The organism is Paenibacillus sp. BT-177 (assembly GCF_025846815.2).
GTDB lineage: Bacteria > Bacillota > Bacilli > Paenibacillales > Paenibacillaceae > Paenibacillus > Paenibacillus polymyxa_C.
The window spans coordinates 81902-96316 of sequence record NZ_JAOYTP010000013.1 but is presented as its reverse complement, the minus strand read 5'-3'; the positions used below and the strand labels follow the sequence as shown (position 1 = coordinate 96316).

The following is a 14415-nucleotide window of genomic DNA, read 5'->3' as shown; positions in this document are numbered from 1 at the left end:
CATGTATTAGGCACGCCGCCAGCGTTCGTCCTGAGCCAGGATCAAACTCTCCATTAAAGACCAACCGAAGTTGGTTTATCGAAAGAGCGATTAGCTCATTTGAAACTGACGAGATAAAATATCTCATTGTTGATTTCGCGAACAAAATCAGTTTACTCACTCGTTGTTCAGTTTTCAAAGATCAAACACTTCTTTTTTTGAATCAGCTCATCGCCTCATCAACTCTTATATCATATCACTTCCGAACCAACTTTGCAAGCATTTTTTTAAAATCTTTTCTTGTATCTCTCGCTCGCAACCACTATATCTTCTTGGCCGGAATTAGAGTATATCATTCTGGATTTTTAAATGCAAGGTTTTTTATTAAGTTGTTTTACAACGTTTATGATTGTAACTAGACCCTGGGCTTTTGTTCAAATGGTTCTTAATTGTATATTCTTTTTTTCTTTAATATTGATGATTTGACAAAGAAAGGATGGGTATAAATAATAAGGCACACCCGCGCCATTCCCCCCAGTCTTTAATAGTGAATAGGTGGATATTACGGAACTCCAATTTAATGGTTAAGCATGAAATGTTCATCAAGACCAAACCACACCAAAGCGATTTTACTTCATATGAAATAGATGATGATTAATTAAATAATGACATTATAGAGGAGTAGATTTTAAATGAAACAACGAAGGCGAACCTGGACGAGAGTCGTATTTGGGGTTATCTCTTGCTTACTGCTTGTCGTTATCTCTGGATTTGTGTATGAATCGATTGCATCCAAACACGATAAGTCGCAATATCCTCCTCTGGGGAGAATGGTCGACGCTGGAGGCTATCGTCTCCATATTCATAAAATAGGTGCTGGCTCTCCGACGATCGTGCTTGAATCAGGAAGCGGGGAAAGTAGCCTGTCCTGGAGGGATATTCCCGAGAAGCTGTCATCCTTCGCCACCGTTGTATCTTATGATCGGGCAGGCTATGCATGGAGCGAAGAGGCAAATACACCACGCACCGGTGAAAACATCGTTCGGGAGCTTCATACTGCTCTAAAGAATGCAGACATCCAACCTCCTTATATCTTTGTAGGTCATTCTCTCGGGGGGATGTACTCAAGGCTTTATGCACAAACATACAGAAACGAAGTAGCAGGACTGGTTCTAGTGGATGCTAGGCCTGAGAATGATGCTCGCCGGACCAATAAGATCTATGCCAAAGAAAGACCTAAGGGCAATCCCTCGCCACTCATATCCATTCTCCTAGAAAAAGCAGGGGCTTTCCGTCTGTTTCCCAATTTTATGCTAAACGGACGGGTGGAGTATCGAGATAGAAAATCTTTTGTGAATATTGTTGCTTCCCCTAAGTACTTCCGCTCTGTTGCCGAGGAGGGTGATCTGGCGAGCACTACCGAAGATGCCATACGCGGCCAGCATTTGGGTAACCTCCCTGTGCGTGTGATAGCCCGAGGCATTCAGCAAGATTTGACTCAGTTTGGTATTAGCAAGCGTGGAAATGATCAGATCGAACAAAGCTGGCAAATTGGGCAACGCGAGATGCTCAATATCTCTACCAATAGTAAATTTATTGTTGCCAAGAAGAGCGAGCATATGATTATTCATGATCAACCAGAGCTTGTCATTCAAGTCATCCGTGAGCTCATCTCCAATATCCATTATTCTCGGTCAACCGTTGCTAAAACAAACACTGATCATTAGAGGCACTACTCTCTGCATGTTGAGGATTTCATAAAATAAAAAAGACGCCCGGGTCCCTCCTATATAAAGGAACCCGGGCGTCTTTGCTGCTCACTACTATTCTCGTTGTTTGATCTTAGGACAAAATAGGCTTGTTTTTAGATGAGGCTTCCACAATTTTACCAAGTATTTGTCTCAGTACTTTAGCATTTTCCCCGACAAAACCGGAATCAAGCAGCACATCATGCGTTCCGATGACTTCGTATTCTTTGTATTGGCCAAGTGTTGCCTGTTGCCATAACAATTTATCTAATGATGTATCCGGTCCAATACTATCATCCTCTGCAATCAGAGCATGGATATTTGCATGAACTTCACCTGCGTTAATAAGTTCATCGCGGTAGGTGGAGTAAACTAGCATTTTTTCCATGACTCGCTCCCTGTCCGCTGGATCTGCGAGGAATGCTTTGTACTGCTCTCTAATGCTGTCCAACACTGTCTCGACAATCTCTTCAAGCTCCTCTGGTGTCGATTCATCCTTGGACATCTTTCTCATAGCATCTACCATAATAATGTCGCCAACATGGTACCCTCGCATTTCCATGGCTTTAGCTACCTCGAAGGCCAGATTTCCTCCAAGTGAGTATCCCAGGAATACATATGGGCCTTCTGCTTGAATATCCACGATGGCATCGATGTATCGATCCAGCATATCCTGACCCTGGTACCGATCGCCGATAAATTCCATCCCGTACACCTCGCAAAGCCCTTCCAGCTCCTTGGCCATCTCATAGTACCCCAAAGAGTGGCCTACCCGTGGAGGGAAGCAAAATACTTTAAGTGTTCCTTTCCCTGGGAAGCGGATAATTTCCATTTCTTGTTTATCCGCGGCAGTTGTTGCCTGCAGCTTGAAAATTTCATGCGCCATTTCTTCCACAGTCGGCAGATTAAACACGGCCTGGAGTGGGAGATGGACGCCCATACTGGACGAGATCCTTTGAATCAAGCCCAATACTTTCAGGGAATGGCCCCCAAGCTCGAAGAAATGATCCCTGATTCCGATTTCCTGTACACCGAGCACCTCGGACCAAATCTGAGCGAGCTCTACTTCTGTCTGCGTACGCGGCGCGATATACTCCGCTGTGCTCCGCAGAAGGGTTTCCGGCGCTGGTAGCGCTTTGCGATCCAATTTGCCATTCGGATTCAGCGGCATTTGCCCCAGCTGCACGAAAGCAGATGGAATCATGTAGCTTGGCAGCTCGCTGGCCAGTGCCTCGCGTAGTACGCCCGCTGTGAGCCCTTCCTCGGCCACAAAATATGCGCAAAGCTGAGTACTTCCGCTGGAGTCAGCCAGTGCTAGAACAACCGCTTCCTGCACCGACGGCACCTTCAGGATTTGCGCTTCCACTTCTCCCAGTTCAATGCGGTAACCGCGGATTTTCACCTGGTGATCGATCCGTCCCAAATACTCAATATTCCCGTCTGGCAACCACCGGGCCAAATCGCCCGTTCGGTAAATCCGTTCTCCCGGTTTGTACGGATGAGGAATGAACTTCTCTGCCGTCAGGTCCGGCTGGTTGAAGTACCCTCTCGCTACCCCTTCACCTGCAATGCAGAGTTCCCCCGGCACACCTACTGGTGATACCTGAGCAGCGCTATCCATCATCCATACTTGTACGTTAGCGTACGGTTTGCCGATAGGTACATGCGTTAGAGCAGCAGTCTCAGGACTCGTTGTATATCGAGTCGCATATACGGCCGCTTCCGTAGGACCGTAGATGTTTTCCAGTACTGCATAAGGCGATACTTTATAGTACTCTTCCACAAGTTTGGCAGGCAGCGTCTCGCCGCAGGCAAACAGGTATTTCAAAGTAAGGAATCCTTGGGTACTGCTTTCCTTCAAATATTGAACGAGCACGCTGAGCATCGAAGGTACCAAATTAAGATGCGTGATTCGGTTCGTATCCACAGCCTCCAGCAGTGCCACCGGGTCTTTGTCCACGCCCTGCGGCAGGATCACAAGCGTCCCCTGTCCAAAGAACCAGCAGAACAGCTCTGGCACGGAGAAGTCAAAGGTGAATGTCGTTTTGAGCAGGAATCGATCACCTGCCAACATCGGATATTCAGCTTCCAACTGGCTCAGTGTATGGACGGCGGAGCGATGCTCAATCATTACACCTTTCGGCTTGCCGGTTGAACCCGACGTGTAAATGATATACGCCAGATGCTCTGGCCCTGCAATTGGCTCCAGATTGGAGTCATCCGCATGATACGCCTGCGGATCATCCAGTGCCAGGATCGTGCCAGTGAATGGGAAACGATCTTTGAGATGACTCTTCGTCAGCAGAAGCTTCGCTCCCGAATCCTCCAGCATGTGGCGGATACGGTCTTCCGGAAACTCCGGATCAATCGGTACATAGGCACCGCCCGCTTTTAGAATGGCATGGATGCCAATGATCATCTCAAGCGAACGCTCGACCATGATGCCGACTGGCTGATCCGGTCTGACCCCTTGCGCACGCAGCGTACGTGCGAGGCGGTTGGCCTGCTGATGAAGTTCTCCGTAGGTAAGCTCCGTTTCGCCGAAAATAAGTGCTGTATGATCCGGTGTGAGCGCAGCTTTTTCCTCAAATATACCGTGAAGGGTCTTCTCACGCGGATAAGGAGCTGCTGTGTCTCCCCATACCTCTATAATTTGTGATTTCTCTTCTGGCGTAATCAGCTCCAGCTCATCAATACGGATAGCAGGTTGTACAGATACGCTTGTCAGAATTTTCGTCAAGTGTCCTTGAATCCGTTCCACGCTCTCCCGGTCATAGACACGAGCATTATAACGATACAAGAACTCTAGACTACGTCCCGGCAGCACAATGAGGTTAAAGTCATAATTCGTCTGTTCAAACATCTGAACATCCGTAATTTTGTATTCGGCCTCATCATTGGCAATTTTCTCTTCCAGATGCTCTTCTACCGGGTAATTTTCAAATACCATGATATGGGAAATCAAATCTTGCTTTTGTTCGCTCTGTGCCTGAATCTCATAGAGCGGATAGGAATCATAAGCATGTCCTGCCAAATATAATTCCTGCTGTCTCTTCATCACATGCGAGAACGAATCGCTTCCCTCGGCCTGAACCCGAACTGGAACTGTATTAATGAAGAGACCGATCATGCTTTCGATACCCGGAATCTCGGCAGGTCTGCCTGATACCACACTTCCGAAGACGACATCCTGGCTTCTATTATAGCGTTGCAACACGATTCCCCAGGCTGCTTGCATCAGTGTGTTCATCGTCACCTGGTGCTGCTTGGCCACTTGTTCCAGGCGCTCGGTCAATTCCGCATCCAACGTGAATACCAGCTTCTCTGACAAGTAGGCTTCTACTTTGGCCGATGGCTGTGTAATAGCCTGTGGCAGCTTCGTCTGCTGCTCGTAGCCTTCCAGATATCCTCTCCAGTAAGAGGATGCCTCTTCCTCGCCTTGTTTCTCCAACCATTGAATGTACTGGCTGTACGATGCTGCTGCAGGAAGCTCAGGTTCCTTTTGCTCACGTAGAGCTCCGTATGTTTCAAACACTTCCTGGAGCACAAGCGGCATACACCAGCCATCCAAAATGATGTGATGAGAGCTCCACAACAGATGGTAATGCTCTTTTGCAGTACGTAGAATAGCAACACGCAGCAAGGCTTCGTTCGCAAGATCAAAGCCTCTTGCTTTGTCTTGGGCAATGTAAGCTGCAAGACGCACTTCTATTTCACTGGATTCCAGCTCATGCAAATCCTCGTATACGAAATCGCATGCTCTTTCTTTGAACACAATCTGTATGGGGAAATCGCCCCATCCGGCATGGAAATTCGTTCTCAATATGGCATGCCGTTTCATCAGATGCTGTAAGCTGCGTTTGAAATCCTCAGGATAGAACACTCCCTGGATTTCAAATGTGGCCTGCTCAAAGTAGACCTCTGAATGAGGCTCCAGCAAGCTGTGGAACAACATTCCCTTTTGCATTGGTGTCAGTTTATACATATTTTCAATGCTACCGATGTGCCGTGTCTGCTCTTCCAGCTCCTCGATTTCCTCCAAGCTGATATCTTTGAGGAGTACATCGCTTGGTGTAAGTTCGGTTCTTTCCTTGCGCACACAGTGCCCAATAACTTCACTGAGACGCTCCTTCAGGATACCGACAAACTTCTCTACCGAATCTGCATGGAACTGCTGATGGTTATAGCTGACCGAAAGCTGAAGCTGTCCTTCGGTAATCAGCCCATTGATGTTCAATGCCTGATGCTGCACCATCTGCTCACTGACCTCAGATCCTGCCGAGTAAGGTGATACCTCCATCGTTCCCTCTGCAAGATCCTGGTCAAACTGCCCTAGGTAGTTGAAGATAATCTCCGGTTCTGCCGAGAAGGAGGAGCCAGCGGATACGTCGCTCAAATATTTCAAGATACCGTATCCTACACCTTTGTTTGGGATACGACGCAGATCTTCCTTGACACGCTTGATTCTGGCGCCGATCTCCAATTCGCCTCCCATCTCAAGAGCGACAGGATACTGACTTGTAAACCAGCCTATCGTGCGAGTGATATCCAATTCCGGTACTACAGGCTCCCGTCCATGTCCTTCCAGTAGGATGCCTATACGTTCGATCCCTGTCCACTCGTGAACCGCCATACCGAGGGCCGTCAAGAGCAGATCGTTAACTTCCGTATTGTAAGTTCGATTCGCCTCTTTCAAGAACTGCTCTGTCTCTTCTGCCGACCATGTTACCGTAACAGCCTCGCTGTCTTTTATAAGAAGAGTACCGTCCACCTTGTCTTTTGGAAGAAGGGCAAATCCCTCTCCTTCCACCTCAGCCCAAAAGCTGCGTTCTTGTTCAGCCGCCGGGCTGTTGGCGTATTGCGTGATTCCATCAACCCATGCACGGTACGAATCCGTCTTCTGTGGAAGTTTGACCGCTTCTCCACGTGCTGCCTGCTCGTAGCCTTCCTGTAGGTCCTCAAAGAGAATACGCCAGGATACGCCATCCACAGCCAAGTGATGAATAACGATCAACAAATGTTCGCCTTCCGTACAGCGGAACAGACCTAGTCTAAAGAGAGGTCCATCCTCCAGAGAGATGCTGCGCTGAATGGCTTCTGCACCTGCTTCTATTGCCAAAGCCGGATCTTTTTCATCCCGCAAATCGTGGATTTGGAGGCTGTACAGTTCACCTTCGCCCAAGCTACGGTTCCAGGCTTCTACTCCTTGCTCTCCTTGGCGGAACACCAGTCGCAGCGCATCATGGTGCTCTGCAATTTTTTGAATAACCTTGGCGAGCGCATCGGTATTAAAGCCTTCACGTCGGTACAGCATAACCGACTGATTAAAGTGATGAAGATCCGTTGACTGCTCTTCGAAAAATCTGCGCTGGGCAGGTCCCAGTTTTACCGTTCCGTGTACCTCGCTCTGATCTGCAATTCGGCTGACTGCGCTAACGCGCTGAGCCAGTTCCGCAATTGTTGGATAGCTGAACAAATTCTTCATTTCCAGTTTGTAGCCTGCGTGGAGAAGTCTTGATGAAACCTGAATCGATTTGATCGAGTCGCCTCCAAGTTCAAAGAAATTATCATGTATGCCAACAAGCGGCACGCCGAGCACACCTTGCCAAATCGAAGCCAAAATGTTCTCCACATCCGTCCGCGGAGCAGCAAAGGCAGCTCCTGCCTTCACACCCAAGTTTGGTTCAGGCAGTGCCTTACGATCCAGCTTGCCATTCGGTGTCAAAGGCATTACGTCCATTTGGACAAAGTAAGACGGAATCATATATGCAGGCAGTTCAGCAGACAGTTCATTTCTCAGCTCGCTGACAGACATTTCCCGATCCGCTACAAAGTAAGCACATAGAGACTTCTGCCCATTGGCATCTACCCACGCAACAACAAGAGCTTCCTCGACAAGTGGTATATCCAGCAACTTGGCCTCAATCTCACCAAGTTCAATACGATAGCCCCGGATTTTGACTTGATGGTCAATACGCCCAATGTACTCAATGTCTCCATTAGGAAGGCGACGAGCTAAATCTCCGGTCCGATACATATTTCCTTCCGCGGCGAACGGATTCCTAATGAATTTTTCTGCGGTAAGATCCGGACGGTTCAGGTATCCACGGGCTACTCCGTCCCCGGCGATGTACATTTCGCCCTCCACACCTAACGGTACGAGACGAAGCTGTTCATCCAAGATATGAATGTATATGTTATCGGACGGCAATCCAATCGGTACGGATTCCCGTGTATCCTTCGCAGGATCGTACAGGTGAATCATGCAGCCGACGACGGTTTCGGTTGGACCGTATTCATTGTAAATCTTGATGTTGCCACCAAAGAGGTCGGTAATCGTTTTTGACAAATGCGTAGTCAGATTTTCTCCACCCACAATGAGCTGCTGAATGCGACTTTCCGCTGGAATGGTCATGTCTTTTATGAGACTGAGATGTGTCGGCGTCAGCTTGAGAATATCGACCGCATTTTCGCGCAAAATATGCTGAACAACCTCCGCTTTATCTATACCATCATAAATCCGTACTATTCCTCCGTTTATTAACGGAGTAAACATTGATGTCATCGTCAAGTCAAACGAAATGGATGAATACAGCGGGAAGTCCGTTGGTTGCCCTGCACAATAGACTTTATTGGCCCACCAGATGTAGTTCACGATTCCTTTATGGTTAATCATGGTTCCCTTCGGATTTCCTGTTGTACCCGAAGTATAGATTAAATACACCAAATCGTTTCCTCTCACAGGAATATTAGGATTATTCACTCCAGTTCCGTAGATGTGCGGAGAATCCAATTCCATAACCATTCCCTCAAAGGACGCTAGCTTCGTCAGGTGGCTCTGTGTGAGCAGAATCTCAGCGCCAGAGTCCTTCAGAATATACTGTATCCGCTCCTGCGGATATTCAGGATCAATCGGTACATAGGCTCCGCCCGCTTTGAGCACGCCCATAATGGCAACCAGCAGTTCCACTGATCGATCCGCCAATAGACCCACTACTTGTTCGCTCCGTAGTCCTTGGGCTATCAAGGTCGAAGCCAGTCTGTTTGCCCGCTCGTTCAGCTCCCGATACGTGATCTGGATGTCACCGCTTATTGCCGCGATCTTATCCGGCGTACGGGCAACCTGTTCTTCAAACAAGGTGTGCAGACCCTGATCACTTGGATAGACATGAGCCTTGCCACTCCAGTCTAGCAGGTTCGTCCGTTCCTCTGTTGTTACAATCTCCAGCTCCTGTATCGTTGCTTGCGGACGAGTAGCTACCTGATCGAGCATTTGCAACAAATGTCCTCCGATTCGCGCAATACTTTCTTGCTCGTAGACCGAAGCATTGTAGCGAATGCAGACCTTAATGTCCTCGCCTGGAATGACAACCAGGTTAAAGTCATAGTTAGTTTGCTCAAACATGGCGAAGTTGGCGACTTCGAGATTGTCCTCTGTGTGGTTACCCGACTGTTCTACCTGTTCGTCAAGCGGATAATTTTCAAAGATCATAATATGAGAAATCAGGTCTTGCTTTTGAGTTGTTTTCCCCTGAATCTCATACAGCGGATAAGTGTCGTAGGCACGACCAGCCAACGAATGTGCCTGTGTACGTTTCATCACCTCGACGAAGGCCTCGTCTTTGGATGAGTGTACACGGATAGGTACTGTATTAATAAACAGACCCACCATATTCTCGATCCCTGCAATCTCAGCAGGTCTACCCGATACAACACCGCCGAAAACTACATCCGAGCTGGCATTGTAACGCTGGAGAATCAGTCCCCAGGCTGTCTGCATGAGTGTGTTGACCGTCACATGATTGCGCTTCGCGACAACGTCCATTTTGCGGGTCAAGGCTGTACCCAAATGGAGAACATGCTCATTCAGAACGTAGCCCTCTTCTTTAGCTTGAGATTTCGTTTTAGCTTCTGGCAATACCGTATTGCCGTCATAGTCTTCGAGATATTGACTCCAATATGTTGAAGCCTCTTGATCGTCCTGTGCATCAAGCCATTCAATATAACGGCTGTAGGGCTGAGCCGGCGGCAGTACAGGCTGTACTTGCTGACGCAGGGCAGAATAATAATCGAACAGCTCCTGTGTAATAATCGGGATGCACCAGCCGTCCATGACAATATGATGGAAGCTCCACAATACAAGGTGGCTTTGTTCTTTTTGCAAGACAGTCACTCGCATCAGCGGATCTTCTGACAAGCTGAATCCCTTAGCCATATCTTCAGTAGTGTAAGCCTGAATCTGGGCTTCTTGCTCCTCCAACGTAGCGGCACGCAAATCTACGTAGTTCAGAGGGATAGGCCGTTGCTTAAAGACAACTTGCAGCGGTACATCAGTAATATTGTTGTAAAAACCGGTACGCAGTATGGCATGTCGTTGCGCCAAAGCCTGGAAGCTCTCGAAGAAGGTATCTACATCGAAGCTGCCACGTAGCTCAAACGTTGCCTGCTCAAAGTAGGAAGAGGAGTCCGGCTCCAGCAAGCTGTGGAAGAGCATGCCCTTCTGCATTGCCGTTAGCTTGTACACATCCTCAATCTCTCCAATATGGGCCGTCTGAGCTGTGAGTCGATCAAGCTGCTCCAGGGTCAGACCTTGGAACAGAACATCACTTGGAGTAAGCTGTACACGCTCCTGAGCCACACAATGCCGGATAACCTCGCTAAGGCTTGACTGTAATAATTCAGCAAAATGGCTTACCGTCTCCTTACGGTACTGCCTATTGCTATACGTAATCGTCAGTGATAGCTGTCCTTCGGCAACCATGCCATTCACATCCAGAGCATATTGCTGTGGTGTGTGATCGCTGAGCGCCTTACCGACTGAATGTGTAGACAAGCTAAGAGCATTGCCCTCCAAGTCCTGGTCAAACTGTCCAAGGTAGTTGAAGGAAACTTCCGGTTCTACGCTGAATCGAGCGCCATTTTCCGGTGCCATATACTTCAGCAGACCGTAGCCGATACCTTTGTGCGGAACCTCTCGCAAATTCTCCTTGATGCGCTTGATCCGGGTAGATACTTCCTGCCCATCTTGCAGGTTCAGCAGAACAGGGTACTGAGTTGTGAACCAACCCACGGTACGGGTAATATCCAGATCTGGTATGATCATTTCCCGTCCATGTCCTTCAAGGTTAACCAGAACCTGCTCCATGCCTGTCCAGTGCTGAATAGCTGCTCCCAGAGCAGTCAAGAGTAAATCATTCGTCTCTGTATGATAAGCCCGGTTTGCTTGTCGCAGCAGCAGGTCGGTTTCTTCAGCAGACCACGTTACCGTAACCGACTCGGTATCTCGAATGGTGCCTGGCTCCTGATCCTGATCCTTTGGCAGTGGAGTCAGAACCGTCTCCTCAATCTGCTGCCAGTATGAACGTTCCTTGTCCAGAGCAGGGCCTGCTGCATACTTCGCCGCTTGCTCGGACCATACAAGATACGAATCGGTCTTTTGCGGAAGAACAATCGCTTGTCCATTCAACGCCTGCTCGTATCCTGCTGCAATGTCCTCAAACAGGATGCGCCAGGACACGCCGTCAACCAAGAGGTGATGAATGACAATCAACAAATGATCGCCATCATTACAATGGAACAAACCTAGCTTGAACAGAGGGCCGTCTTCCAAGTGGAAGCTTGCCTGTGTGGCATCGGCCTGGGCTTGAACAGCAGCTGCCTCGTCATCTGCCTGTCGCATATCGGCGATGTCCAATGTGTAAAGTTCGCCTTCGTCAATTCCCCGATTCCAGGCCGCGTATCCAGCTTCTGTAGGCCGGAAAACCATACGCAGCGCATCATGATGGATCGCAATTTGGTCCATTGTCAACCGGAGTGCAGCCTCATCAAAGCCGTCTTTCCGATGGAGCATGACAGCATGATTGTAATGATGCGGCTCTGCTGTGTGGCGTTCAAAGAACCAACGCTGAATTGGCATTAACTCCGCTGCACCCTTGATCTCACCTTGCTCTGCTGTGCGTCCGGCTACCTGAAGATACGGGCTTAGCTCGGCAATGGTCGGATATTTGAAGAGATCCTTCATCTCTAATTTATATCCAGACTGGAACAATCTGGAGGATACCTGAATCGCCTTAATAGAGTCACCGCCCAGATCGAAGAAATGATCATGGATGCCGACCTGCTGTGCTCCCAGCACACCTTGCCATACGGAAGCTAAAGCTTCCTCAGCTGCATTCCTCGGCGCTTCATAAACCGCTCCAGTCTGCACATTGGCCTCTGGAGCCGGAAGCGCTTTGCGATCCAGCTTGCCATTTGGGGTCAACGGCATCTGTTCCAATTGCATAAAGTAAGATGGAATCATATAAGCCGGCAGTTCAGCAGCCAAGGCTTTTCTCAATTCGCCTACCGTCAGCATCTGATCCGCAGTGAAATAGCCGACCAGCACTTTTTGTCCACTTCCATCCTCTCGGGCAAGCACAACGGCCTCCCTTACAGACGGAGCATGGAGCAGCTTCGCCTCCACTTCGCCCAGCTCAATGCGGTAACCCCGAATTTTAACCTGATGGTCAATCCGTCCGAGATACTCCATGCTGCCATCCGGCAGCCAGCGTGCCAAGTCACCTGAGCGGTACATACGCTCGCCCGCTTCAAACGGATGAGCTACAAACTTCTCTTCCGTCAACTCCGGTCTATTTAGGTAGCCACGCGCCAGCCCTTCGCCCGCAACGTAGAGTTCACCCGGAATGCCAATCGGTTGTGGACGGCGTTGTTCATCCAGAATGTACGCACGTAGTGTCGGAATCGGGATACCGATATTGCTGCGGCCCTGTTCAATTTCCAGTTCCGTAATTTCCTTATACGTCACATGCACGGTCGTTTCCGTGATGCCATACATGTTGATAAGCTGCACTTGCGGATATTTCGCTCTCCAGTCTTTGAGCAAGGCTGGGCTCAACGCCTCTCCACCAAAGATAATCATGCGGAGGCTCAACTCTGCCGCGCGATGACTAAGTTCTTCCTGTAGCAACTGGTAGAAGTATGTTGGCGTCTGGTTCAAGACGGTGACCTTCTGGTCTTTCAGCAATTGCAAGAAACGCTCCGGGCTCTTCGCAGTCAGCGATGGAACGATGACCAGACGACCTCCGTTCAGCAATGCCCCGTACATCTCCCATACAGAGAAGTCGAAACAGAACGAATGGAACAGCGTCCACGTATCCTGAGCATCGAAGTCAAACATATTCTTATCATTAAAGAGCAAGCGGACTACATTTTTATGCTCGATCAGTGTTCCCTTAGGCTTGCCTGTCGTACCCGATGTGTAGATGACGTAGGCAAGATGATTCGGTCCAGCTGCAGGCTCCAGATTTGAGACATCTTTCTTGTAGGAAGCCGACTCATCCAGATTGATGACGTCTCCGGTAAAGGAGACACGTGTCTCTAGATGTGCTTGTGTCAGCAGAAGCTTGGCTCCCGAATCCTCAAGCATAAAGCGAATGCGATCCTCTGGATATTCAGGGTCCACAGGGACATAAGCTCCGCCCGCCTTCAAAATGGCTAAAATCCCAACGACCATTTCAAGGGAACGTTCCGCCATGATTCCAACCAGACCATCTGGTTGCAGACCACGCTCGCGCAGTGTTCTGGCAAGTCCGTTGGCCCGCTCATTCAGCTCGCTATAAGACAGGGTTGCCTCTTCACATACGACTGCTACTGCATCCGGATTACGAACAGCCTGTTCCTCGAACAGTGCATGAATCGTTTTGTCACGAGGATAATCTGCTTTGGCTTCGTCCGCATCTTTCATCAACATCGATTTTTCCTGCGGTGTCACGATATCCAGGGATGACAACGACATTCCCGGATTGGCGATAGCTTCCTGAATAAGCTGTACAAAGTGGCCTGCCATCCGCTCAGCGGTCTCCCGCTTGTAGATTGCAGTCGCGTATTCCAGCGTGCAGTTCAATGTCCCATCCACTTCGCTCACCGTCAGTGTGAGGTCGAACTTGGCAGCAGGATGTACATGATCGTAAGGAGTGAAACGCAATCCCTCGATTTCTTGTTCTCCCTGCTCGATATTTTGCAGAACAAACATGGTATCAAATAGTGGGTTACGACTTAGGTCACGCTGAAGCTGCAGCTTCTCTACCAGCTCCTCGAACGGATAATCCTGGTTTTCATAGGCCCGCAGGGCTGTTTCCTTCACTTCCTGCAAGTAAGCCTCGAAGGACTTTTCGCCCTCTGGATAAGTACGCAGTGCCACTGTGCCTACGAACATACCGATGAGACCTTCGAGTGTGGTATGGGATCTTCCCGCCACTGGTGAACCGACAATGACATCTTCCTGACCCGTGTACTTATGCAAGAGCGTCGTATAGGCTGCCAGCAGCACCATGAACAGCGTAGAACCTGTTCGGGTAGCCAGCTCCTGAAGTGAAGCGCTCAGAGAAGCATCAATCTGGAAGTCAATCCGATCTCCCGCAAAGCTTCGTACCGCAGGACGAACTTCGTCCACTGGCAAATCCAGCACTGGCAAGCTTCCGCGGAATGCATCCAACCAGTAAGCTTCCTGGGCTTTGAGACGCTCTCTTCCGAGCTGCTCTTGCTGCCATACCGCATAATCTGCGTACTGGATTTGTAGCGCAGGCAATACGTCCTCTTCTTGGTAGAAACGGAGAAACTCCTCTATGAGAATATTCATAGAAACCCCATCTGAGACAATATGATGCATATCAAACAATAGTAAATGGCG

1 protein-coding gene and 1 pseudogene are annotated in these 14415 nt (G+C 49.0%); one reads left to right on the top strand and one right to left on the bottom strand.

Going from position 1 to position 14415, the window contains the following annotated elements:
* Positions 1-671: 671 nt before the first annotated feature.
* On the top strand, positions 672-1706 hold the full coding sequence (locus tag OIU26_RS23905) for an alpha/beta hydrolase (RefSeq protein WP_013368720.1): 1035 nt from the start codon (positions 672-674) through the stop codon (positions 1704-1706).
* Between the two features lie 115 nt (positions 1707-1821).
* Here OIU26_RS23905 and OIU26_RS23900 read toward each other — a convergent pair.
* Positions 1822-14385, bottom strand: a pseudogene (locus OIU26_RS23900) (amino acid adenylation domain-containing protein); the annotation flags it as partial.
* Positions 14386-14415 lie beyond the last annotated feature (30 nt).